This window comes from Phenylobacterium sp., from assembly GCF_016793225.1.
GTDB lineage: Bacteria > Pseudomonadota > Alphaproteobacteria > Caulobacterales > Caulobacteraceae > Phenylobacterium.
The window spans coordinates 1-22,317 of sequence record NZ_JAEUMN010000150.1 but is presented as its reverse complement, the minus strand read 5'-3'; the positions used below and the strand labels follow the sequence as shown (position 1 = coordinate 22,317).

Genomic DNA, 22,317 nt, shown 5'->3' with positions numbered 1-22,317 from the left:
ACCGCCTCGGCCGCCATGCCGCTGGTCCAGCCCTCGGGGATGGTGATGCGGCGGCGCACGACGCGGCCGGCGCGGATGTCGGCCAGCAGCGAGGCCATGGAGGCGCCGGACTTCACCTCGTACTCGCCGGCCTTCAGGTCGCCCGCGGCCCCGGTGAGCCGGGCGCCCAGGGCGAAGAGGCCCGCCGAGGAGACGACCCCGGCCTCGTCCAGCGCCGCGGCGATGCGGTTCACGCCGGCGCCGCGCTCCAGCACCACATAGGTGACCTCGCCCGAGGCCGCCTTCGGGCCGGGGCCGACGAAGCTCCAGACGGCGGCCAGCGCCACGAGGATCGCCAGCCCGGCCGCGATCAGCCCGCCCCCCGCCGCCGCCCGCCGGCTGATCCGCCTGCGCGCCATCAGGGCGTCACCGCGCGGCAGGCGCCCCCTCCTCTCCCCCCGCGAAGCGGAGAGGGAGAGGGTCGGGAGAGGGCGGCGCCGAGGTGGGGCGGGCAGGCCGGTCGAGCCGACGGGCGCAGGCGGCGCGGCCGCCGGGGAAACTCGCTTCGCCCCCGGCGCACGACCAGGCCCTGCGCCGCCCTCTCCCTGCCCTCTCCCTCTCCGGGCTGCGCCCGGGGGGAGAGGATCGGTCCCCCGCCTTCCGTGTCTTCCGTGTCTTCCGTGGACGCGCCGCAGGCGCGCCTTCCGACCGCGCCGCTAGCGCCGCCGCTGGCAGCCGCCACGCCGCGCCCGCTCACGCGTACTTCTTGAAGACCACCGAGGCGTTGGTGCCGCCGAAGCCGAAGCTGTTGGACAGCGCCACGTCGATCTTCATCGGCTTGGCCTTGTGGGCCACCAGGTCGATCGGCGTCTCGACCGAGGGGTTGTCGAGGTTGATGGTGGGCGGCGCGATCTGGTCGCGGATGGCCAGGCACGTGAAGGCCGCCTCGATGGCGCCGGCGGCGCCCAGCAGGTGGCCGGTGGCCGACTTGGTCGAGCTCATGGTGGCCTTGCCGGCGGCGTTGCCAAGCAGGCGCTCGACGGCGCCCAGCTCGATCTCGTCGCCCAGGGGCGTCGAGGTGCCGTGGGCGTTGATGTAGTCGATGTCGCTGGCCTGGATCCCGGCGTTGCGGATCGCCGCCTGCATGGCGCGGAAGCCGCCGTCGCCGTCCTCGGCCGGGGCGGTGATGTGGTAGGCGTCGCCGGCCAGGCCGTAGCCGATGACCTCTGCGTAGATCTTCGCGCCGCGGGCCTTGGCGTGCTCCAGCTCCTCCAGGACCAGGACGCCGGCGCCCTCGCCCATGACGAAGCCGTCGCGGTCCTTGTCGTAAGGGCGGCTGGCGGCCTTGGGGTTGTCGTTGAAGCCGGTGGACATGGCGCGGCAGGCGATGAAGCCGGCGATGCCCACGGGGACCACGCTGGCCTCGGCGCCGCCGGCCACCATCACGTCGGCGTCGCCGAACATGATCAGCCGGGCCGCGTCGCCGACGGCGTGGGCGCCGGTCGCGCAGGCCGTGACGACGCTGTGGTTGGGGCCCTTGAAGCCGTAGCGGATCGAGACCTGGCCGCTGGCGAGGTTGATCAGGGCCGAGGGGATGAAGAACGGGCTGACCCGGCGGGGGCCCTTCTCGTGCAGCTCGATGGCGGTGTCGGCGATGGTGCCCAGCCCGCCGATGCCCGAGCCGATCATCACGCCGGTGCGCTGGCGGCTCTCCTCGTCCTCGGGGGTCCAGCCGGCGTCGCGGACGGCCTCGTCGGCGGCGGCCACGGCGTAGAGGATGAAGTCGTCGACCCGGCGGCGGTCCTTGGCCGACATGGTCTGGTCGGGGTCGAAGCTGCCCTCGACGTCGGGCCCGCCGCCGCCGCGTCCGTCGACGCGCGGGACCTCGCAGGCCACCTGGCAGGCGTAGTCCGAGATGTCGAACGCGCTGATGCGGCCGGCGCCCGATTCGCCCGCCAGCAGGCGCTTCCAGGTGAGCTCGGTCCCCTGCCCCAGCGGGGTGAGGAGCCCGATGCCGGTGACGACGACTCGACGCATGGCATGCCCTCAAAAACGAAACCGCCGCGCCATCGGGCGCTGGTGCCCAGGGACGCGGCGGCTCTTGATCCGTTACGTGAAGTTGCGGCCTTAACCGCCCAGACGCTCCTGGATGAACTTCACCGCGTCGCCGACGGTCTGGATGTGCTCCGCGGCGTCGTCGGGGATCTCGATATCGAACTCCTCCTCGAAGGCCATCACGAGCTCGACGTTGTCCAGGCTGTCGGCGCCCAGGTCGTCGATGAAGCTGGCCTTTTCGGTCACCTTCTCAGGGTCCGCATCGAGGTGCTCGATGACGATCTTGCGGACGCGTTCCAGGACGTCGGACATTCGGTAGATCCCTCAGGGGTTAGTCAGGTCACTGCATCGACGACGGTGAGATCGAAGTCAACTGCCGACCGTGGTGATCAAATCGGGGGCCGCGTAGCATGTTCCCACCGGGGTGGCGATAGTCAGATCATCACCATGCCGCCGTTGACGTGCAGCGTCTGCCCGGTGACGTAGCCCGCCTCGTCGGAGGCGAGATAGGCGACCGCCGCCGCCACGTCGCGACCGGCGCCCAGCTTGCCGGACGGGATCCGGCCGAGGATGGCGTCCTTCTGCTGGTCGTTCAGCGAGTCGGTCATCGGGCTCTCGATGAAGCCCGGCGCCACGCAGTTGACGGTGATGTTGCGGCTGGCGACTTCCTGCGCCAACGCCTTGGAGAAGCCGATCATCCCGGCCTTCGAGGCGGCGTAGTTGGCCTGCCCCGGATTGCCCATCACGCCGACCACCGAGGTGATGCCGATGATGCGGCCGTGCCGCCGCTTCATCATGCCCCGCATGGCCGAGCGGGCGAGGCGGAAGTAGCTCTCCAGGTTCACCTTGAGGACCGTCTCCCAGTCCTCGTCCTTCATGCGCATCAGCAGGCCGTCGCGGGTGATCCCGGCGTTGGCCACCAGGATGTCCACGGGCGCGCCGGCGGCCGCCTCCGCCGCCTCGACCAGGCCATCCACGGCCGCGGGATCGGACAGGTTCGCCGGCGCCACAGCGACGCGCTCCCCGAGCTGCTTCGCCAGCTCCTGCAAGACGGCCTCGCGGGTGCCCGACAGCACCACGTGCGCGCCCTGAGCGTGGAGCGTCCTGGCGATCTCGGCGCCGATGCCGCCTGTCGCGCCCGTAACGAGCGCCGTCTTGCCGGTCAGGTCGAACATGTCAGAGGCTCCCGGCGAAGGCTTCGAGGTCGGCAGGGGTGTTCAGCGGCGTCGCCTCGGCGTCAGGCGCAATGCGCTTGGCCATCCCCGAGAGCACCTTGCCCGCTCCGGCCTCCGCGAAGCGCGTGACGCCGTTCTCGGCCATCCAGGCCACGCTCTCGCGCCAGCGAACCCGGCCGGTCACCTGCTCCACCAGCATGCTCCGGATCGCCTCCGGGTCGTTCGTCGGGCGCGCAGTGACGTTCGCCACCAGCGGCGCGCGCGGGGCCACGATCGTGGCGGCGGAGAGCGCCTCGGACATCTCGTCGGCGGCTGGCCGCATCAGCGGACAATGGAAGGGGGCGGAGACATTGAGAGGAATGGCGCGGGCGCCCAGTTCCTTGGCCTTCTCGATGGCGCGATCGACCGCGGCCTTGTCGCCGGAAATGACCACATTGCCCTGATTGTTGTCGTTCGCGACAACGCACACCCCCGCCTCCGAGCCGGCCCTGGCGGCCTCCTCGGCGAGGGCGATGTCGCTCTTCGGTCCGATGAGCGACGCCATCGCGCCCTGACCCACCGGGACGGCCCGCTGCATGGCCTGGCCCCGGCGCTTGAGGAGGCGGGCGGTGTCGGAGAGGCTGATCGCGCCGGCGGCGGCCAGGGCCGAGTACTCGCCGAGACTGTGCCCGGCGACGAAGGCGGCCTTGTCGACCGAGACGCCGAATTCCCGCTCGAGCGTGCGCATCACGGCGACCGAGACCGCCATCAGCGCCGGCTGGGCGTTCTCGGTCAGCGTCAGCTGGTCCTCGGGACCTTCCCTCATCAGGGCGAAGAGCTTCTGGCCGAGGGCGTCGTCGACCTCCTGGAAGACCTCGCGCGCCGCGCCGAACGCGTCGGCCAGTTCCTGGCCCATCCCCACGGCCTGGCTCCCCTGCCCCGGGAAGAGGAATGCGAGCGTCATGGCGATCCGTTTCCTGGTGATTCCGAGGCGCGAGGGTTAGGGGATAGAACAGCCAGGCACAAGAATGACACGACAAGGGGGGACGCATGCGGGCGGTGATCCGGCGGAACAAGAAGCTGGTCTGCGACGAGATCGGCGAACTGGAGCCTGCAGAGGGGCAGGTGCTGGTGAAGACCCTCGCCTGCGGCATCTGCGGGTCCGATCTCCATGCGCTGCACTACATGGAACACATGATCGAGCTGTCGCGTCGCGCCGGGGGCGCGATGGACGGCGGGTTCGACCCCACACAGGACACGGTGTTCGGGCACGAGTTCTGCGCCGAGATCCTGGATCACGGGCCGGGCAGCGCCAAGACGCTGAAGGCGGGGACGCGGGTCGTGTCCATGCCGCTCACCATGCACGGCGGCGGCATGGAGGCTCTGGGCTTCTCGAACCGCCTTCCCGGCGGCTTCTCGGAGCGCATGCTGCTGACCGAAGCCATGGTGCTCGAGGTGCCCAACGGCCTGCCGACCGAGAAGGCGGCCCTGACGGAACCGTTCGCGGTCGGCGCGCACGCCGTCGCCAAGGCCCGCCTGGAGCCGCGGTCCGTCGCTCTGGTGGTCGGATGCGGGCCGGTGGGCCTCGCCGTCATCGCGGCGCTCAAGGCCAACGGCCATGGCCCCGTCATCGCCGCCGACTTCTCGCCGCGCAGGCGCAAGGCTGCGGAGGCCCTCGGCGCCGATATCGTCATCGATCCGGCCGTGGAGAACCCGCACGACCGCTGGGAGGCGCTGGGCGTGCCGCGGGCGCGGGCGGCGCAGTCGATGATGGCCATGATGGGCAATCCGGTCGCGCGTCCCGTGGTGTTCGAGTGCGTCGGTTCGCCGGGCGTCCTGCAGTCGCTGATCGAGGCGGCGCCGGCCGGCGCGCAGATCGTCGTCGCCGGGGTCTGCATGGAGACCGACCGGATCGAGCCCTCCATCGCCATCACGAAGGAGATCGAGCTCACCTTCGTCCTCGGCTACACGCCCGAGGAGTTTGCCGGCACGCTGCGCCAGCTCGCGGAGGGCGTGATCGATGTCTCGGGGCTGGTGACCGGTCGCGTCGGCCTCGACGGGGTGGCGCAGGCCTTCACCGATCTCGGCGATCCGGAGGCGCACGTGAAGATCCTGGTGCTGCCGAACGGCTAGGCCTGTCCGGATCCGGCGTGCATCACGCAGGCTGGCGGGTCAGCGGCGGGCGCGGTCCCGCAGATAGGCGGCCGATGCGGCGCGGAACGCCGGAGAGGCCACGCCGTCCACCGGGCCCAGATAGTAGCCCTGCCGCGCCAGCAGCGCCTGCGTTTCCGCGACCGTGGTCGCCGGCGCGATCACCGGCGCGGCGTCAGCTGCGGGGTCCGTCCCAGGCCGGAACGCCTGGACCTCGCGATCCAGCCCGGCGCGCTCGGCGGGCCGCAGCCTCGCCTCAAGGTCCACCTGCTTCTCGCGCGCCGCCAGGTCCCCGGCGTTCGCGGCGATCGAGAACCAGCGATAGGCCTCGCGGAGGTTGCGATCGACGCCCCGACCGGCCTCGTAGAGAAGCCCGAGATTGTACTGCGAATCGACCACCCCGCGCTCGGCCGCGCGGAGGAACCAGGCCGCGGCCCCTTCCGGATCGCGCGGTCCACCATCGCCGGCCATCAGCTGCAGGGCGAGGTTGTGCATGGCGAGGCGGTCCCCGCCGTCCGCCGCGCGCCGCATCCAGGACCGCGCCGCCGCCTTGTCCTTTGGAACGCCAGGCCCCCCCGTCTCGTACAGGCTCGCCAGGTGCATCTGGGCCTGCGCGTCGCCCCGCTCGGCGAGCGCGGTCAGGCGGGGCAGCGCCGCCAGGTTGCGGCTCGCGAGCGCGGTCGCGACGTCTTCGTAGGTTTCGGCGTCCGGCCCCTGGCTGCCGGGTTCGGCCGTCGCCGCCCCAGCGGGCGCATCCCGCCTGGCGACCGGCGGCGGCCGCAAGGCCGGCCGGAACGGCAGGTCATCAAGGACCACGGCCATGACCTGCGGGATCAGTTCGGCGCGGGTGGCGACGAGAAGCCCCGCGCCCGCGACACTCACGACCGACGCGACGCCGGCCACCGCGAGAACGAGACGCAGCCCGGAAGGCTCGCCGGGCGAAGACGTCTCCGCGCGGTCGCTTTCGCCTCGAAAGGCCTTGGAGGCTCCCGAGGTCGCGTCCGAAATCGGGACGGGCAGCGCGGTTCGCGACTGAAGACGCCGGCCGACCCGCTCCAGCGCGGCGGCGAGGTCGGCATCCGCCGCACCGCGGCTTTCGGACCGTTCGGACAGTCGCCGCCCGAGCGCCTCGAGCGACCTGAGCAGGTCCGAGGCGGCCTCCGACGCCAGCGGCCGCGCGCCTTCCGAGCCCAGGCGCGCTTCCACGTCGGCAAGGACCTCCCGCAGCTGCCGAAGCGCCGCCTCGGTCCGCCTCGCCTCCCCCTCTGTCGAAAAGCCCCCTTCGGCCAAGCCTGCGCCCCGTCATCCCGCCGCCGGCGTTGTACACCATTGGAGCCTTGCGGTGACCGCACTCGGCGAACGCCGCAAGGCCAGCCGGCCTACCGCGGCCGTGGGGAGGCGAACAAGTATCGGAAGTTGTAGCGTTTCACCGGCAGGATGGGTCGCCTTGACAGTGACCGAACGCGGTTCCAAAACCGGACACAGCTAACCAAAGGTAAACTTGCGCCCACAACCGGAGGCGCCCTCCAAGTTCTTCTTTCCCCTGACGGGGGAATATTTGGGTGGCGGCAGGATGGGCAAGTCACGGGCAAGTCGCGATGGCTGGCAGGTAAGTCACCCAAGGGATTCGATCATGAACCACCGCATTGCGTTCGCATCAGTCGCCGCCGCCCTCTGCGCCGCCACCTCCGCCAACGCCGCGCCGGTGTCCGCCGACGCCACGGCGAACGCCACGATCGTGGCGCCGAACCAGGTCAGCGCGACGCGCTCGCTCGAGTTCGGCTCGATCGCCCGCCCGACGAACTCCGGCGCGACGACCGTCATCGTGGCTTCGGCCGCGACCGGCACCGCCACGCCCAGCGTCAGCGGCAGCAACGGGTTCGTTCCGACGCCGGGCCAGGCGCGCGCGGCGACCTTCCGGCTGATCGGCACGAACGGCCAGACCTACTCGATCACGACGAACTCGCTCAGCTTCACCGGCGCGTCCGGGAACCTCACCAACATCGCGTCCGAGACCCCGGTCGCCGCCAGCGGGACCCTGAACACCCTCCCCTCCAGCGGGCAGGACGACCTGTTCATCGGCGGCCGCTTCGACATCACTTCGACAACCGCGCTCCAGACCTACACCGGCACCCTGAGCCTGACGGTGAACTTCAACTGACCCTGCAAAGGGCGAGCGGCGCTGTCCTGTCCAGGCGCCGCTCAGCGACTCGCCGGCCATGACGCACGCCGCCAACCTCTCCGCCGTCCTGGTCGTCCTCCTGGGGGCGAACGCAGCGCATGGCGCCGAACGGGCGGCGCAGGCGACCGCGCGTGCGACGATCATCGAGCCCATGGTTCTCCGGATGCAGTGGGCGACGGCCATGCCGAGCGTTCGCGCCGGCGCAGAGGGCGCGGTGTTCGCGGGCCGGATGCCGTCGATGTCCGTGGGCATGATGATGCCGGCCAACGCCCGCCTCATGATCCAGCGCGAGGACGAAACCGGCGAGCCGGTGACGGCGCCCGGCGCGTTCGAGATCGTCTCAGGAGCCGGTGAGACCGTCATCCTGCGGACCAGTGTGGCGGCTGGCCCCGACGCCTTGGACGAGGATCTCGTGGCGGGCGGCGCGCTCGAGGGACGCATGGCGGCGAGCATCGACGTGAGCCGCGGCGTGTTCCTTGCATCCGCCGGAGCAGAGGCGCGGCGCACGCCCGCGGCCCTGCTTGTCACGGTGCAGTACAACTGATGGACACCCGTCCGCTCCTCCTGGTCCTGGCCCTCCTCGCGCCGGGACTGCCTGCTGAGGCCCAGCCGGCGTCCCCGCCTCCCGAGGCGGGACGCCCGAGCGTCAACGCGTTCCTGAACATCACCCCCAAGCGCGTCACGCTCGACAAGACCCGCCGGATCGCCAGCGTCTTCCTCCTGAACCAGGGCTCCGAGCCGGTCACGGTCGATGTGGCGCTCGTCGACCGGGTCATGCTCGCGGACGGGCAGATCTTCGCCGCGGATGACGCCGCTGCCCGGGAGGGCGGTCCGGCCGCTGTCGCGCGTCTCGCGTCGGCCCGGGGCCTGCTTCAGGTCTCGCCGCGTCGCGCAACCCTGCAGCCGGGGCGGCCGCAGACGGTGCGACTTCGTCTGGCGACGCTTCCGGACCAAGCCGGCGAGTTCCGAAGCCATCTGACCGTGACGACGCTTCCACCCAGGGAAACCGGCGCAACGGCCGAGGCGGCGGCGGGGCCGGCGGCCAACGAACTCAGCTTCCGCATCAGCACGGTCTTCGGGCTCTCCGTCCCCGTCATCGTCCGGAATGCGGAGCCCGACGTGGCCGCCGCGTTCGAAGGCGTGCGCCTGGAGTTCATGGAGGTCTCGGTCGACGGCCGCGCGCCGCCGCGCCGTACGGCCGTGGTCGCTCTCGACCTGGTCCGTCGCGGCAAGAGTTCGGTCTACGGGAATTTCGAAGTCCGCGTGGCCGGGGCGAAGAAGGACGCCGAGCCGCTGGGAATCGCCCGGGGCGTAGGGGTGTACCCCGAGGTCGACCGTCGTGCGGTGAGGATTCCGCTGACCCGCGTCCCGGCGCCGGGCGAGGCGCTGGAACTGACCTTCACGGACGACGACACGTCACCGGGGACGGTCCTTGCCAAAGCGGCGCTCTAGCCGGGCCGCACCCGTAGCCGCCGCGCTCCTCATCCTGCTGCATGGGGCGGCGGCGCGGGCAGCCGAGCCTCTTCCCGCGCCTGAAGCGGCCCCGGATCCCGCGAGCCTGCTCCTGGTGTCGGTCTCCCTGGACGGCCTGACCCTTTCCGAAGGCCTTGGCGCCTATGGCGACCCATCCGACCCGCTGCTTCCGGTGGGGGAGATCGCGCGCCTGCTGGAGGCCGACATCGACGTCTTTCCCGCCGAGCGCAGGATCGTCGGCCGCGTGGGTCAGGCCCGCCGCTCGCTCGTGGTGGACGTCGCCGCGGCCCTGGCGCGGACCGGAGGTCGAGACCTGCCGCTGGCCCCGGGCGACGTCGCGATCACCCCGACAGAGATGTACCTGCGCGCCTCGGTGCTGGGGACGCTCCTCGATGTCGCGATCGATGCGGCCCCCGAAGACCTGGCTCTGCACCTGCGGGCCCGGGAGAAGTTCCCGGTGCAGGCCCGCCTGACCCGGCTCGCGAGCCGGCCGGACGGCGGAGGGATCGCGACGGAGCCGGAGCCGCTGCGAGTCAGCCAGCCCTACGCCCTGTTCACGCCGCCCGGCGCCGACGTGATCCTCGACACGGGGGTGCAGTCCCGCTCGAGCGGCCGGACGTTCAGGTACGACATCCGGCTCGCCGGCGATTTCCTCTGGAGCAATGTCCAGGCCTACCTCGGATCCGACGAGGAGGGCCGCGCCACGAACGCGCGTTTCCTGCTCCAGCGCCGGTCGATCGAGGGCGACATGCTGGGGCCCATCCATGCGCGGGAGGCCAGCCTCGGCGACACCTATTCGCCCGGGCTCCCGATCGGCCCGCGGAGCATCGCCGGCCGCGGGTTCTCCTTTTCGACGGCGCCGCTCGAGCAGAGCAGCGTCTTCAACCGCATCGACCTGCGGGGCGAACTTCCGCCCGGCTTCGACGTGGAACTGTACGTCAACGACGTCCTGAAGAGCAGCACGAACCAGGCCGTGAACGGTCGGTTCGAGTTCCTCGACGTGCCCCTGTCGCCAGGCCTCAATGTGGTGCGGGTCGTCACCTACGGTCCGCGGGGCGAGCGGCAGGAGGAGGTGCAGGTCATCAACGTGGGCGCCGGCCTCCTGCGCACCGGCGATGCCCACCTGGCGTTCGGCATCGTCGAACAGGGCCGCGCAGTGTTCGAACCCCGCCGCACCGGGCAGGCGATCATCGGAGACACCGACGTGTTCCGCGTGGGCGGGACCCGCGCGGTCGCATCGCTGAACTATGGCCTCACCGACCTCGTGACCCTCAGCGCCGGCGTCGCGAGGACGCCCGGCGTCCGAGACCGCGACGCCGACGTGCTGACCCTGGGCGCGCGCACCTCGTTCATGGGGCTGGCCACCCAGGCCGACGCCGGGTGGGACAGCCGCGGCGGGCGCGCCCTGTCGCTGGGCGCGGCCGGCATGTGGGGCGGCGTCTCGGGCGTCCTGCGGCACGCCGAGTACCGCGACGGGTTCCTCGACGAGAACAACCTCGCCTTCAACGCGACGCTCGCGATGCGGCGGCGGACAGAGCTGACGTTCGACTCGAGCCTCGGCCTTCGCGGCCGTATCGTTCCCATCTCGATGCGGGCGCTGAGAAACTCCTACGCCGACGGCTCTCACGACTTCCTGGCCGCGGCGCGCGCGTCCTCCAGCGTGGGTCAGGTCCTGCTGTCGACAGGCCTGGAGTACACGCGCCAGGCCTACCGTCCCGCGCCGGTGGCGGAGACGCTGCGCGGCTACATCGCCGCGTCCACGTTCCGGAACTACAAGTGGCAGATCCGCACGACGTTCGACTACGACGTCCTGCCGGACTTCCGGGCCCGCTTCCTCGCGGTCACCGTGGACCGCCGGCTTACGGACGCCTGGTCGGTGCGGTTCGGTCTCGGACAGCCCCTGGACGACCTTGACCGGTGGAACCTGGTGCTGTCGTCCATCTTCGCCACCCGCTACGGCGACTTCGCCATCACGGGAGAGTACGACAACGCCAACCACGACTATCGGCTCGCCGGGCAGTGGAACTTCGGCCTCGGGTACGATCCGGCGCGGCGGAGCTACGAACTGATGCGCAGCGGACCCGGCGCCGGCGGCTCGGTGCTCTTCAACGCCTTCATCGACGACAACGGCGACGGGATACGCCAGGCCGGCGAGGCGCCCGCGCCCAAGGTCGGGCTGGACGGGGCGGGCCAGCGCGGCCTCGTCACCGGCGCCGACGGCCGCCTCTTCGTGACCGGGCTGGGTGGAGGACCTACCGCCTCGCTCGACGTCGACCTCAACGGCATCGACAACCCGTCCGTGGCGGCGCCGCCCACGAAGATCATGCTTCGCCCGCGCCCCGGGGGCGTGACCCGCGTGGACTATCCGCTTCGCCCGACCGGCGGCGTGGCGGTGAAGGTCGAACTGCTGCGCGACGATGGCCAGCGCGTCGGCCTCGCCTCGGTCCGCCTCCGGCTGGTGCGCGCCGACGGTCACATCGTCGAGGCGGTAACGGAATTCGATGGCTCGGCCGTCTTCGACGCCGCGCCCGTGGGGACCTATCGTCTGCAGCTCGATCCGAACCAGGCCGGGAGGTTGCGGATGCGCCTGCTGGAACAGCCTGACGTCACCATCGCCGGCAATGGCGACTACGCCCCGGACGTCACGGTGCAGGTGCGCTTCGATCCGGCCCCCGCAGAAACCGTCGTGGCGAAGGCAGGGGCAGCGCAATGAGGCGGTGGCGGCGAGCGCCGGCCGCAGGGGGCCTGGCCGTCATCATGGCCCTGGGAGGCCCTGCCGCCTCGGTCGCGGCCAACTACACGCTGAACATCACCGGCCCTATGGACATCGGCACGGTCGCCGCCGCCGCGAGCGGCGACACGGTGTTCCGGATCGACGCAGGCAGCGGCGCCGTGAGCGTCGCCAGCGGCGCCGGACGGCGGATCTCCACGGCGAGCGCGCGCGCCCAGGTGAACGTCACTTGCCGTCCCTCCCGGGCCGCCGACACCGACTGCACCACCAGGACCGTGAGAATCCGCATCGGCACGATCGGCGCCCTCACGGGCCGCGCCCGCGCCTTCTCGACCTTCTATGTCGCCAACGGGACCGCCAGCATCGTGGCGCCGCCGAGCGGCGTGATGCCGATCACCCTGGAACTCGCGCCCCTCGGGAACAACAGCGCCCGCAACTTCTTCGTCGGGGCCGATTTCCCCGTCGCCGGCGACGAGTCGGGCCTTGCGAGCGGCAACGGCGAGAACGCCTTCTACGTTTACGTGGTGAACGCCACCGACCAGATGATCGCCGGCGATACCGACAAGGGCCGCGTGCGCGCGCTCCGGTCGGTCTCGGTGTCCAGCACATCCAATCTCGGATTCGGCCGCATCCAGCGCCCGACGACGGGAACCAACACCATCACCCTCAACGCGACCTCCGGCGCCCGGACGATGACCGGCGGGGGCAACGCGTTCGCCTATCCGACGCCCGCCCCCACGCGTGGCGCATTCACCATCGCCGGCGAGGGAGGCCAGCAGGTCTCGATCTCCGTGCCTTCGAACCTGACCCTTTCGGGACCGGCCGACCTCGGCGTCGTGCTGACGGACACCGCGCCCGCCACGCGCAACCTCAGCGGCGCGCTCGGCGCCGCGGGAACATACAGCTTCACCGTCGGCGGCAGCTTCACGCTTAATCCAACCACGCCGGTCGGCACGTATTCCGGAGTGTTGACGGTGACCGTCGACTACAATTGAGGCCCCTTGCGTTCAGACGACCGCAGGTATTCAACTCCCCAGCGTCCCACCCCCCGACGAGGTAGACCGACATCATGAAGCGCATCGCCATCGCCGCCGCCGTCGCCACCGCGCTGGCAACGCCCGCCGCCGCCGCTCTGAAGCCGGGCGACAAGGCGCCGATGTTCACGGCTCCGGGGTTCCTGGCGGGCGACGCCATCCAGCTCTCGCTCGCCGAAGCGCTGAAGAAGGGACCGGTGGTGCTCTACTTCTTCCCCTCGGCGTACACGAAGGGCTGCAATCTCGAGGCGCACCTGTTCTCGCAGGCCGCCGACCAGTTCAAGGCGCAGAAGACGACGGTCATCGGCGTCACCGCAGGCGCGGTGAACCGCCTGGCGGAGTTCTCCAAGGACACCGAGACCTGCGGCGGCAAGTTCGCCGTCGCCGCCGACCCGGGCGCGAAGATCGCCAAGCAGTACGACGCCGTGCTGACGATGAAGCCGGACTGGTCCGACCGGACATCCTATGTGATCGCGCCGAACGGTCAGGTGCTGCACGCCTACTCCAAGCTGGACCCGTCCGAGCACGTCACCCAGACGCTGAACGCGGTGAAGGCGTTCAACGCCAAGCGCAGGTAGGCGCGCGGCCGGAGCCTGGCCGCCGGACTGGAAAACCCTTGCCCTCGTGAGGGATTTCACGTAATCGCGCGCCCTTCACGGAGGGCGGTCCTCGCGAAATCGTTCGCGGCCAGGATCCATCGTGACCGGCGGGCTTCCGCCGCCGGCCGCGCCGCCTTCCATAGCGGAAGAAGGAACCTATGGCGCTCTACGAGCACGTCGTCATTTCGCGGCAGGATATCTCGCCGCAGCAGGCCGAAGCCCTCAACGATCAGCTGAAGCACCTCATCGAGGAAGGCGGCGGCAACGTCGCCAAGATCGAGTACTGGGGCCTGCGCAACCTCACCTATCGGATCAAGAAGAACCGCAAGGGTCACTACTCCCTGCTCGCCATCGACGCTCCGGCCGACGTGGTGAAGGAGATGGAACGCCAGCTGTCGATCAACGAAGACGTGCTGCGCTACATGACCGTGCGCGTCGAAGAGCTCGACCTGGAGCTCTCGCCGATCCTCGCCCGCCGCGATCGCGACCGCGAACGCCGCGACGACGTCCCGCAATTCTAGGAAAGGGAGGATCTCGGATGACTGACGAAACCTCCGCCGCCCCGGCCCCGGCCGCCGGCGCCTCCGCAGGCGGCGCGCGCCGCCCGTTCTTCCGCCGCCGCAAGGTGTGCCCGTTCTCCGGCGCCAACGCCCCGAAGATCGACTACAAGGACGTCAAGCTCCTGCAGCGCTACGTTTCCGAGCGCGGCAAGATCGTGCCGTCGCGGATCACCGCGGTGTCCGCCAAGAAGCAGCGTGAGCTGGCCAAGGCCATCAAGCGCGCCCGCTTCCTGGCGCTGCTCCCCTACGTCGTGAAGTAAGGGAGCCGCACAGATGAAAGTCATTCTGCTCGAACGGCTGGAAGGCTGGGGCACGCTCGGCGACGTCGTGAACGTCAAGGACGGCTACGCCCGCAACTTCCTGCTGCCCCGCCAGAAGGCGCTTCGCGCCAACGCGGCGAACCTGAAGGTCTTCGAAGCCCAGCGCGCCGAGATCGAGGCCCGCAACGCCAAGGCCAAGGACGCCGCCGGCAAGGCCGGTGAGAAGCTCGACGGGACGTCCTACGTGATGATCCGCCAGGCGGGCGAAAGCGGCCAGCTGTACGGCTCGGTCGCCGGTCGCGACGTGGCCGACGCGGTCAACGCCGAAGGCGGCAAGATCGAGCGCTCGATGGTCGTGCTGGACAAGCCGATCAAGACGCTCGGCCTGCACGAGGTGAAGGTGCGCCTGCATTCGGAAGTGACGGTCACCGTCACCCTGAACATCGCGCGCAGCCAGGACGAAGCCGAGCGCCAGGCGCGCGGCGAGAACGTGATCTCCTCGCAGTTCGAGGAAGAGCGCATCGCGGCCGAACAGGCCGCGGCCGACCTCCTCGAGGGCGGCGCGGGCCAGCTGGCGCAGGAGTTCGCCGGCGCGGAGGGGTAAAGCCCTTCGGATCGTCGAAGACATCGCGGCGCGGGGCCTGCCCCGCGCCGCTTTTCTTTGGCCCAAACGTCGGAGCCGGGCGGCGAGCGCGCCCGTCGGCGAGGCTGATCCTGCCGATCTACGTCCGATTCTGACGGGGCTCCGCAGGACGGTGCCGGTTCCCGTCCGCACCTGCGGCAGGACGTCACAGCCCAGCTTTTCCACAGGCCGAAAATGTGTGTGGAGGAAGGGTGAAGCGAGCGCCTGCCGCAGTCCCTGGAGGCGCGACCTTCATGTATCCGTCACGCATGGCCATCGTCCCGGCGCTCGACCTTCGCCCCCCCTCTCCTTCGAACGACGTCGCCGTGGCGCGGGCGCCCTCCAACGTGGAAGCCGAGCAGGCCTTGCTCGGCGCGCTCCTGTACGACAACGCCGCGTTCGAGCGGCTGGGCGACCACCTGCAGGCCCGGCATTTCTACGAGCCCTTCCACCAGCGCCTGTTCGCCGCGGTGGAGACCAACATCCGCAAGGGCGCGCTGGCCGAGCCGATCCTGCTGGCCGAGCAGTTCGCGTCCGACCCCGCGTTCCAGGAGCTGGGCGGCGTCCGGTATCTGGCGGACCTCGTGGACCGCGCGCCGCCGGCCGCCAACGCGCCCGACTACGCCAACGCTATCTACGACCTGGCGCTGCGCCGCGACCTGATCCGCATCGGGGGCGAGATCACGACCACCGCCCAGCAGGGCGACGCCGAGCTCGACGCCCGGGACCAGATCGAGGCGGCGGAGCAGCAGCTGTACCAGCTGGCCGAGACCGGCGGCGTCTCGTCGGGGTTCGTCAACTTCTCCGACGCCCTGCAGGGCGCCCTGGCGATGGCCGCCGAGGCCCACAGCCGCGACGGCGGCCTGGCCGGGCTTTCGACAGGCCTCATCGACCTCGACCAGAAGATCGGCGGCCTGCACCCGTCCGACCTCGTGATCCTGGCCGCGCGGCCGTCGATGGGAAAGTCGTCGCTGGCCTGCAACATCGGCTTCGACGTCGCGCGCAACTACGCCTGGGAGCCCCAGCCGGACGGGTCGAAGAAGACGGTGCGCGGCGGCGTCGTCGCCTTCTTCTCGCTGGAAATGTCGGCCGAGCAGCTGGCGCTGCGCCTGCTCGCCGAGGTGTCCGGCGTGTCGGGCGACCGCCTCCGCAAGGGCGAGATCGACGCCATGGAGTTCGGCCGCGTCCGCGACGCCGCGCTGGAGATCCAGGAGGCCCCGTTCTACATCGACGACACCGGCGGCATCACGCTCGCCAAGCTGACGGCGCGGGCCCGGCGGCTGAAGCGCATGACGGGCCTGGATCTCCTGATCGTCGACTACCTGCAGCTCATCACCACGGGCTCGGGCGGCCCCGACAACCGGGTGCAGGAGATCTCGATGATCACCCAGGGCCTGAAGGCGCTGGCCAAGGAGCTGGCGATCCCCGTCATCGCGCTCTCGCAGCTCAGCCGCCAGGTGGAGAATCGCGAGGACAAGAAGCCGCAGCTCTCGGACCTGCGCGAATCCGGCTCGATCGAGCAGGACGCCGACATGGTGATGTTCATCTACCGCGAGAGCTACTACCTCAGCCGCATGGAGCCGCGGGAAGGCACCGAGGAGCACTTCAAGTGGCAGGAGCAGATGGATCAGGTGAAGGGCCTTGCCGAGGTCATCATCGGCAAGCAGCGCCATGGTCCGATCGGCACCGTCCGGCTCAGCTTCAACGAAGACCTCACCAAGTTCGGCAACCTCGCCCGTGACGCCAGCCGCTACGACCCCCACTAGGCGCTCATGACCGCGCTGGACCGCGCACGGCTCGTCATCGACCTCGACGCCCTCGCCCACAATCGCGCGGTCCTGGCCGCCGAGGCCGCGGGCGCGGAGGTCGCCGCCGTGGTGAAGGCGGACGGTTATGGCCTCGGCGCGACGCCCGTCGCACGGCGCCTCCTGGCCGAAGGCGTCACGCGCTTCTTCGTCGCCCGGCTCGCCGAAGGCGAGGCGCTGCGCTCGGCCCTGGGGCGCAACGCCACGATCTATGTGCTCGACGGCCTGCTGCCGGGCTCGGCCGACCGCCTGAGCGCATCGGGCCTGACGCCCGTCCTCGCGACGCCCGCCCAGGTCGCCGCCGCGGCCGGCTTCCCGGGATCCCTCGCCATCCAGGTCGATACCGGCATGCACCGGCAGGGGCTTACCCTGGACGACGCCCGCAGGCTTGCGGGCGCGGTCGAGGTCGACCTGGTGATGAGCCACCTGGGGTCGGCCAGCGAGCCTCGCGACGCCCGGAACGCGGCCCAACTCGAACTCTTCCGGGCGGCGCGCGCCCTGTTCCCGGCGGCCAAGGCGAGCCTCGGCGCCTCTGCCGGCGCATTCCTGGGACCTGACTACCGCTATGACGTGGTCCGCGGCGGGATCAGCCTGTACGGCGGCGGTCCCGAAGACCGGCCCGACCCCAGGCTGAAGGCCGTGGCCACGCTCACGGCGCCGTTGCTCGACGTGCGAAACCTGCAGGCGGGCGACAGGGTCAGCTACGGCGAGGTGTTCACGGCCGACCGGGCGATGCGGGTCGGCATCGTGGGGGCGGGGTATGCGGACGGCATCGTGCGGTCGGCGGCGGGCAAGGCCCGCGTGTGGGCTGGGGGCCGCCCGCGCCGCCTGCTCGCCGTCAACATGGACCTTTCGATCATCGAGCTCGACGACGCGCCTGCGTCGGGAGCGCCGGTCGAGATTCTCGGCGAGAACGCGCGCCTCGACGACCTCGCCCAGGCTGCCGGCACCGTCGCGCACGAGATCCTGGTGCGGCTGAGCACGCGGGCCGAGCGCATCTACCGCGGCGCGTAGGGGACCGCGAGGGGGCCGCCGGCCTCCGCCGCCCAGTCCGCCAGCATCGCCCTCGCGAACGCCAGCGCCAGGGTGAAGATCAGGATCACCGCGAAGGCCGTCAGCGCCCGGTCCTGCGGTATCCGCATCACGCTGAGGAGGCCCAGATAGAGAGCATACAGGCTGTACAGCCCCGCCAGGATGACCACCGGCAACTCGAGGCCGGGGACGAGCCGGGCGAGGCCTCCCAGCCAGCTCGCGGTCGCGGCATAGACCACCAGGTTCGTCGCCTCCGGCCAGCCTCCCTCGCCGCCGAAGCGGGGCGCGATCAGGGCGACGAGCCCGGAGAGGATGACGACGGCGGCGAGCGTGGCCATGTAGCCGGCCACTGCGCTGAGAACGATGCCCGTCGGACTCATCCGGACGCCGACGTCGGCGATGCCGAAGCCGAACATGAGGCCGCCCGCGACCCCGCACGCGCCGGGTACGAGCGCCAGGGGCGCGGCATAGCCGAGCAGCAAGGCCCGCGGCGCAGAAGGGTCGGCCGCGATCCTGGCCCACGTCCGCCCCGGTCGGACCAGGATGCCCAGTCCGCGCGCCACCATCTCCGCACCGCGCGGCGTCATGTACGCCTCTCCAACGCCGGACCGGCGCGATGCCTACCACATCTGGCGGCGGAGCCAGGAGCCCCGGGCGCGAACCTTCGCCCGCGACAGACCGTTGGGCCAGGGTCGGTTAGACTCGCACATTCGAATCAGCATCAGGCCCAAGGGATTCCATGGCCCGCGACGGCGCCGTCTACGCCTGTCAGTCCTGCGGGGCCGTGCAGACCCGCTGGACCGGGCAGTGCCCGGCCTGCGGCGCCTGGAACACCCTCGTCGAGGAACTCACGAGCCGTCCGCCCGGGGCGCTGAAGGCCACCAAGGCCACCCGCAAGGCGCCTCTCGCCTTCGAGGGTCTGGACGCGGAGACCCCTGCCCCGCCGCGGATCGCCACCGGGGTCGACGAGTGGGACCGCGTCTGTGGCGGCGGCGTGGTGCCGGGCTCGGCCATCCTGGTGGGCGGCGATCCGGGTGTCGGCAAATCGACCTTGCTGCTGCAGGTGGCGGCCAGCGCCGCCCGGCGCGGCGCGCGCTGCGCCTATATCTCGGGCGAGGAAGCCATCGAGCAGGTGCGAAGCCGCGCGCAGCGCATGGGCCTCGCCGACGCCCCCGTGAAGCTCGCGGCCGAGACCGCGCTCCGCAGCATCCTGGACGGACTCAAGTCCGAGCCCTTCGACCTGGTGGTCATCGATTCCATCCAGACCATGTGGAGCGACGCGCACGAGGCGGGGCCAGGCTCGGTCACCCAGGTGCGCGCCGCGGCCGGCGAACTGGTGCGCCTGGCCAAGAAGCGCGGGCTCGCCGTTATTCTCGTCGGCCACGTGACCAAGGAGGGGGCCATCGCCGGGCCGCGCGTGGTCGAGCACATGGTCGACGCCGTCTTCGCCTTCGAGGGCGAGCGGGGCTACCCCTTCCGCATCCTGCGCGGCGCCAAGAACCGTTTCGGCGCGACCGATGAGATCGGCGTCTTCGAGATGGGCGACGCCGGGCTCTCCGAGGTCAAGAACCCCTCGGCGCTGTTCCTGGACACCTCGGGAGAACGCGCCGCCGGCGCCGCGGTCTTCGCGGGCATCGAGGGCTCGCGCCCCGTGCTGGTCGAGATCCAGGCGCTGGTCGCGCCGTCTGCGTACGGCACGCCGCGGCGCGCCGTCGTGGGATGGGATTCCGGCCGCCTCGCCATGATCCTGGCGGTGCTCGAGGCGCGCTGCGGGCTCTCGTTCGGCGATCGCGACGTGTACCTGAACGTCGCCGGCGGCCTGCGCATCTCGGAGCCCGCGGCGGACCTCGCCGCCGCCGCAGCGCTCGCGTCGTCCGCGTTCGATGTCGCCCTGCCCCAGGACTGCGTCGTCTTCGGGGAGATCAGTCTCTCGGGAGACGTGCGCCCCGTCAGCCGCATGGATGCGCGCCTGAAGGAGGCGGCCAAGCTGGGATTCCGCCGGGCGCTGGGCCCGACGGGCCTCGACAAGCCCGGCCTTCCCGTCACCGGCGCCTCGCGCCTCGCCGACGCCATACAGCGCATCCATGATGGCGCTCTGGACCCCACGTGACGCAGCTCGATCTCCTTGTCCTGGCCCTCCTGGGCGTCTCCGCCGCCGTCGGCTTCGTGCGCGGGGCGGTGCGCGAGGTGTTCGCCCTGCTGGCGTTGGTGCTGGCCGCGGGGCTCGCGGTCTTCGGGCTGCCGGCCTTCGGGCCCATGGTCCGCGAGGTGGTCCAGCCGGACTGGCTCGGGACGATCGCCACGCTCGTGCTGGTCTTCGCCGCCGCCTTCATCGCCCTGCGGCTGATCGGCGCGGGCCTCGCGCGGAGCGTCCAGAAGACCCAGATGCTCGGCTTCCTCGACCGCTCGCTGGGCCTGCTCATCGGGCTCGGCCGCGGCCTCATCGTCCTGGGCGCCCTCTACCTGATGTTCAACGCCGCCACCCCGGAGGACCTGCGCCCGCGCTGGATCACCCAGGCGCAGACCTGGCCCCTGGCGGCCAACATGGGCAGGCTGCTCGACGAGCTGGCGCCGAAGGGGCTCGATGTCGCAGGCCGCCTGAAACCCGCCTTCGACCGCGCGGTCTCAGGTGACAATACGACGACAGAGGGGTACGAGGCCCGCGAACCCGCAGTCCCCGACCGCCCGGAGCGATCCCGATGAGCCAGCAGCATGAGCGTTGGTCACCGCCGATGCGCGACCCGGACGACGACACCCCGCGGCTGGAATGCGGCGTCTTCGGCATCTACGACACCGCTGAGGCGTCCGGCATCACCGCCCTGGGCCTCCACGCCCTGCAGCACCGGGGTCAGGAAGCCTGCGGCATCGCCAGCTTCGACGGACACCGGTTCCACACCGAGCGGCACATGGGCTACGTCGGCGACGCCTTCGGGGGCGGCGACCTCGACCGCCGTCTCCCGGGTCGCCAGGCCATCGGCCACACGCGCTACTCCACCGCGGGCGGCAGCTTCCTGCGCAACGTGCAGCCCATGTTCGCCGACCTCGAGGCCGGCGGCATCGCCCTGGCGCACAACGGCAACCTGACGAACTTCCTGACCCTGCGCGAACAGCTCGTGTCGGAAGGCTCGATCTTCCAGTCCACGTCGGATTCGGAGGCGATCCTTCACCTCATCGCGCGCTCCCGCCGGCCCAAGTTCCTGGACCGCTTCACCGAGGCGCTGCAGCAGCTCGAGGGCGGTTACGCGCTCGTGGCCATGACCAACAAGAAGCTCGTCGGCGTCCGCGACCCGCTGGGCATCCGCCCGCTCGTGCTGGGCGACCTCAACGGCAAGGCGGTGTTCGCCTCCGAGACCTGCGCCCTGGACATGATCGGCGCGCGCTTTGTCCGCGACGTCGAGCACGGCGAGATGGTGGTGGTCGACGAGAAGGGCCTGCGCAGCTTCCGGCCCTTCCCGGCGCAGCAGGCCCGCCCCTGCATCTTCGAGTACGTCTATTTCGCCCGGCCGGACTCGGTCGTGAACGGGCGATCCATCTACGAGGTGCGCAAGCGCATGGGCCGCCGGCTTGCGCAGGAGACCCTGGCCGGCATCGACGTCGACGTGGTGGTCCCGGTGCCGGATTCCGGCGTTCCCGCCGCGCTCGGCTTCGCGCAGGAAGCCGGCAAGCCCTTCGAGATGGGCATCATCCGCAACCACTACGTCGGCCGCACCTTCATCCAGCCCACCCAGGGCGAGCGCGAGCTCGGCGTCCGCATGAAGCTGGCGCCCAATCGCGCCGTGCTCGCCGGCAAGAAGGTCCTGCTGGTCGACGATTCCATCGTGCGCGGCACGAACTCCGTGCGGGTTGTCCGCATGGTGCGCGAAGCCGGCGCGAAGGAAGTCCATCTGCGCTCGGCCTCGCCGCCGATCAAGTGGCCGGACTACTATGGCATCGACATGCCCGATCGCGGCAAGCTGCTGGCGGCCAACCACAGCGTCGACGAGATCGCCCGCATCCTGGGCGTGGACTCCATGGGCTACCTCTCCGTCGAGGGGCTGTACGGGGCCATGGACACGGTCCGCAACAACGCCCAGCCGCAGTTCACCGACCACTACTTCACCGGCGAGTACCCCACCCGGCTGCTCGACAAGGAGATCGCGGAAGGCCGCAACGAGCTGGTCGAGCGCCAGCTCTCCTTCCTGGTCGACGCGTGACGGCGTCCGCCTCGGGCGGGTGGCGCACCCGCCTGAAGCCCGACTGGTACCTCATCCTGATCCTGCTGGCCGCCGTGGTGGCGTCCGTCCTGCCCGCGCGGGGAGACTTCGCGGTCGGTCTGAGCTGGGTCAGCAAGATCCTGATCGCCCTGGTGTTCTTCCTCCATGGCGCCCGGCTGTCGCGAGAGGCCGTGATCCGCGGCCTGACGCACTGGCGGCTCCACCTGACCATCCTCGCGGCGACCTTCGCCCTCTTCCCGCTGCTCACCGTGGGACTGGCCGCCCTCCCCGCCTGGATCACCCCGCCCGAGATCGCGACTGGCCTGATCCTGCTGGGCTGCCTGCCCTCGACGATCCAGAGTTCCATCGCGTTCGTGAGCGTGGCGCGCGGCAACGTGGCGGCCGCCGTGGCCGCCGCCTCCGCGTCGAACATGCTGGGCGTCTTCCTCGCGCCTCTCCTCGCCAGCCTGCTGCTGCACGCGGGCGG

23 protein-coding genes are annotated in these 22,317 nt (G+C 70.9%); 16 read left to right on the top strand and 7 right to left on the bottom strand.

Annotated elements, in window-relative coordinates:
• From JNK30_RS17600 to fabD, 5 genes are all read right to left on the bottom strand, one after another.
• The coding region (locus JNK30_RS17600) for an endolytic transglycosylase MltG (protein WP_293484180.1) at positions 1–398 on the bottom strand (398 nt) is incomplete at its 3' end.
• 334 nt (positions 399–732) lie between these two features.
• Positions 733–2,016, bottom strand: coding sequence for a beta-ketoacyl-ACP synthase II (fabF, locus tag JNK30_RS17595; protein ID WP_293484179.1), 1,284 nt, complete (start codon positions 2,014–2,016; stop codon positions 733–735).
• 90 nt (positions 2,017–2,106) lie between these two features.
• Positions 2,107–2,346: an acyl carrier protein gene (locus tag JNK30_RS17590; RefSeq protein WP_068877152.1), complete on the bottom strand. Its 240-nt coding sequence runs from the start codon at positions 2,344–2,346 to the stop codon at positions 2,107–2,109.
• A 122-nt stretch (positions 2,347–2,468) separates the two neighbouring features.
• Positions 2,469–3,209, bottom strand: a complete 741-nt coding sequence (gene fabG, locus JNK30_RS17585; RefSeq protein ID WP_293484177.1) for a 3-oxoacyl-[acyl-carrier-protein] reductase — start codon at positions 3,207–3,209, stop codon at positions 2,469–2,471.
• Position 3,210: 1 nt separating this feature from the next.
• The gene (gene fabD / locus JNK30_RS17580; protein ID WP_293484175.1) at positions 3,211–4,152 is read right to left on the bottom strand and encodes an ACP S-malonyltransferase; all 942 of its coding nucleotides are present in this window, start codon (positions 4,150–4,152) and stop codon (positions 3,211–3,213) included.
• Positions 4,153–4,238: 86 nt separating this feature from the next.
• On the opposite strand from fabD, the gene JNK30_RS17575 reads away from it, so the two are divergent.
• A complete protein-coding gene (locus JNK30_RS17575; RefSeq protein ID WP_293484174.1) occupies positions 4,239–5,321 on the top strand; it encodes a zinc-binding dehydrogenase in 1,083 nt (360 codons plus the stop codon).
• A 39-nt stretch (positions 5,322–5,360) separates the two neighbouring features.
• On the opposite strand, the gene JNK30_RS17570 is transcribed toward JNK30_RS17575, so the two are convergent.
• Positions 5,361–6,545 carry a tetratricopeptide repeat protein gene (locus JNK30_RS17570; protein WP_293484173.1) on the bottom strand — a complete coding sequence of 395 codons (1,185 nt, stop codon included), beginning with the start codon at positions 6,543–6,545 and terminating at the stop codon, positions 5,361–5,363.
• 427 nt (positions 6,546–6,972) lie between these two features.
• On the opposite strand from JNK30_RS17570, the gene JNK30_RS17565 reads away from it, so the two are divergent.
• The 11 genes from JNK30_RS17565 (at position 6,973) to alr (ending at position 17,619) form a co-directional block, all read left to right on the top strand.
• Positions 6,973–7,500, top strand: coding sequence for a DUF4402 domain-containing protein (locus JNK30_RS17565; protein WP_293484171.1), 528 nt, complete (start codon positions 6,973–6,975; stop codon positions 7,498–7,500).
• Positions 7,501–7,558: 58 nt separating this feature from the next.
• Positions 7,559–8,065 carry a hypothetical protein gene (locus JNK30_RS17560; protein WP_293484170.1) on the top strand — a complete coding sequence of 169 codons (507 nt, stop codon included), beginning with the start codon at positions 7,559–7,561 and terminating at the stop codon, positions 8,063–8,065.
• The gene (locus JNK30_RS17555; RefSeq protein ID WP_293484168.1) at positions 8,065–8,973 is read left to right on the top strand and encodes a hypothetical protein; all 909 of its coding nucleotides are present in this window, start codon (positions 8,065–8,067) and stop codon (positions 8,971–8,973) included. Before JNK30_RS17560 ends, JNK30_RS17555 begins: the two co-directional genes overlap by 1 nt.
• Positions 8,974–9,088: 115 nt before the next feature.
• Positions 9,089–11,707: a hypothetical protein gene (locus JNK30_RS17550; RefSeq protein ID WP_293484167.1), complete on the top strand. Its 2,619-nt coding sequence runs from the start codon at positions 9,089–9,091 to the stop codon at positions 11,705–11,707.
• Between the two features lie 44 nt (positions 11,708–11,751).
• On the top strand, positions 11,752–12,720 hold the full coding sequence (locus JNK30_RS17545; RefSeq protein WP_293484165.1) for a DUF4402 domain-containing protein: 969 nt from the start codon (positions 11,752–11,754) through the stop codon (positions 12,718–12,720).
• Positions 12,721–12,794: 74 nt separating this feature from the next.
• On the top strand, positions 12,795–13,337 hold the full coding sequence (locus JNK30_RS17540; RefSeq protein WP_293484164.1) for a peroxiredoxin: 543 nt from the start codon (positions 12,795–12,797) through the stop codon (positions 13,335–13,337).
• 179 nt (positions 13,338–13,516) lie between these two features.
• Positions 13,517–13,879: a 30S ribosomal protein S6 gene (gene rpsF, locus JNK30_RS17535; protein WP_293484162.1), complete on the top strand. Its 363-nt coding sequence runs from the start codon at positions 13,517–13,519 to the stop codon at positions 13,877–13,879.
• Positions 13,880–13,896: 17 nt separating this feature from the next.
• Positions 13,897–14,178: a 30S ribosomal protein S18 gene (gene rpsR, locus JNK30_RS17530; RefSeq protein WP_111274513.1), complete on the top strand. Its 282-nt coding sequence runs from the start codon at positions 13,897–13,899 to the stop codon at positions 14,176–14,178.
• Between the two features lie 13 nt (positions 14,179–14,191).
• The gene (gene rplI / locus JNK30_RS17525; RefSeq protein ID WP_293484159.1) at positions 14,192–14,782 is read left to right on the top strand and encodes a 50S ribosomal protein L9; all 591 of its coding nucleotides are present in this window, start codon (positions 14,192–14,194) and stop codon (positions 14,780–14,782) included.
• Between the two features lie 287 nt (positions 14,783–15,069).
• Complete coding sequence (locus JNK30_RS17520; RefSeq protein WP_293484157.1) at positions 15,070–16,566, top strand: replicative DNA helicase; 1,497 nt, start codon at positions 15,070–15,072, stop codon at positions 16,564–16,566.
• A 6-nt stretch (positions 16,567–16,572) separates the two neighbouring features.
• Positions 16,573–17,619: an alanine racemase gene (alr, locus tag JNK30_RS17515; RefSeq protein ID WP_293484156.1), complete on the top strand. Its 1,047-nt coding sequence runs from the start codon at positions 16,573–16,575 to the stop codon at positions 17,617–17,619.
• On the opposite strand, the gene JNK30_RS17510 is transcribed toward alr, so the two are convergent.
• On the bottom strand, positions 17,604–18,224 hold the full coding sequence (locus JNK30_RS17510) for a Yip1 family protein (RefSeq protein WP_293484154.1): 621 nt from the start codon (positions 18,222–18,224) through the stop codon (positions 17,604–17,606). The two genes, alr and JNK30_RS17510, sit on opposite strands and share 16 nt — an antisense overlap.
• A gap of 152 nt (positions 18,225–18,376) precedes the next feature.
• Between JNK30_RS17510 and radA the strand changes: the two genes are divergently transcribed.
• The 4 genes from radA to JNK30_RS17490 form a co-directional block, all read left to right on the top strand.
• Positions 18,377–19,747 (top strand): DNA repair protein RadA, encoded by a 1,371-nt coding sequence (gene radA / locus JNK30_RS17505; protein ID WP_293484152.1) that lies wholly within the window; start codon positions 18,377–18,379, stop codon positions 19,745–19,747.
• On the top strand, positions 19,744–20,340 hold the full coding sequence (locus JNK30_RS17500; RefSeq protein ID WP_293484150.1) for a CvpA family protein: 597 nt from the start codon (positions 19,744–19,746) through the stop codon (positions 20,338–20,340). Before radA ends, JNK30_RS17500 begins: the two co-directional genes overlap by 4 nt.
• Entirely contained in the window at positions 20,337–21,830 is a 1,494-nt protein-coding gene (gene purF, locus JNK30_RS17495; RefSeq protein ID WP_293484148.1) for an amidophosphoribosyltransferase, read from the top strand. Before JNK30_RS17500 ends, purF begins: the two co-directional genes overlap by 4 nt.
• On the top strand, positions 21,827–22,317 hold a 491-nt coding region (locus tag JNK30_RS17490; protein ID WP_293484146.1), incomplete at its 3' end, for a bile acid:sodium symporter. The genes purF and JNK30_RS17490, both read left to right, overlap by 4 nt.

Excerpts from the sequence above, each read along its gene's own strand:
- JNK30_RS17555 (WP_293484168.1), top strand. The coding sequence starts at position 8,065 with ATGGACACCCGTCCGCTCCTCCTGGTCCTGGCCCTCCTCGCGCCGGGA.
- purF (WP_293484148.1), top strand. The coding sequence starts at position 20,337 with ATGAGCCAGCAGCATGAGCGTTGGTCACCGCCGATGCGCGACCCGGAC.
- JNK30_RS17565 (WP_293484171.1), top strand. The coding sequence starts at position 6,973 with ATGAACCACCGCATTGCGTTCGCATCAGTCGCCGCCGCCCTCTGCGCC.
- rpsF (WP_293484162.1), top strand. The coding sequence starts at position 13,517 with ATGGCGCTCTACGAGCACGTCGTCATTTCGCGGCAGGATATCTCGCCG.
- JNK30_RS17540 (WP_293484164.1), top strand. The coding sequence starts at position 12,795 with ATGAAGCGCATCGCCATCGCCGCCGCCGTCGCCACCGCGCTGGCAACG.
- fabG (WP_293484177.1), bottom strand. The coding sequence starts at position 3,209 with ATGTTCGACCTGACCGGCAAGACGGCGCTCGTTACGGGCGCGACAGGC.
- fabD (WP_293484175.1), bottom strand. The coding sequence starts at position 4,152 with ATGACGCTCGCATTCCTCTTCCCGGGGCAGGGGAGCCAGGCCGTGGGG.
- JNK30_RS17560 (WP_293484170.1), top strand. The coding sequence starts at position 7,559 with ATGACGCACGCCGCCAACCTCTCCGCCGTCCTGGTCGTCCTCCTGGGG.
- rplI (WP_293484159.1), top strand. The coding sequence starts at position 14,192 with ATGAAAGTCATTCTGCTCGAACGGCTGGAAGGCTGGGGCACGCTCGGC.
- JNK30_RS17575 (WP_293484174.1), top strand. The coding sequence starts at position 4,239 with ATGCGGGCGGTGATCCGGCGGAACAAGAAGCTGGTCTGCGACGAGATC.
- JNK30_RS17510 (WP_293484154.1), bottom strand. The coding sequence starts at position 18,224 with ATGACGCCGCGCGGTGCGGAGATGGTGGCGCGCGGACTGGGCATCCTG.
- JNK30_RS17520 (WP_293484157.1), top strand. The coding sequence starts at position 15,070 with ATGGCCATCGTCCCGGCGCTCGACCTTCGCCCCCCCTCTCCTTCGAAC.
- radA (WP_293484152.1), top strand. The coding sequence starts at position 18,377 with ATGGCCCGCGACGGCGCCGTCTACGCCTGTCAGTCCTGCGGGGCCGTG.
- JNK30_RS17590 (WP_068877152.1), bottom strand. The coding sequence starts at position 2,346 with ATGTCCGACGTCCTGGAACGCGTCCGCAAGATCGTCATCGAGCACCTC.
- fabF (WP_293484179.1), bottom strand. The coding sequence starts at position 2,016 with ATGCGTCGAGTCGTCGTCACCGGCATCGGGCTCCTCACCCCGCTGGGG.
- alr (WP_293484156.1), top strand. The coding sequence starts at position 16,573 with ATGACCGCGCTGGACCGCGCACGGCTCGTCATCGACCTCGACGCCCTC.
- rpsR (WP_111274513.1), top strand. The coding sequence starts at position 13,897 with ATGACTGACGAAACCTCCGCCGCCCCGGCCCCGGCCGCCGGCGCCTCC.
- JNK30_RS17545 (WP_293484165.1), top strand. The coding sequence starts at position 11,752 with ATGGCCCTGGGAGGCCCTGCCGCCTCGGTCGCGGCCAACTACACGCTG.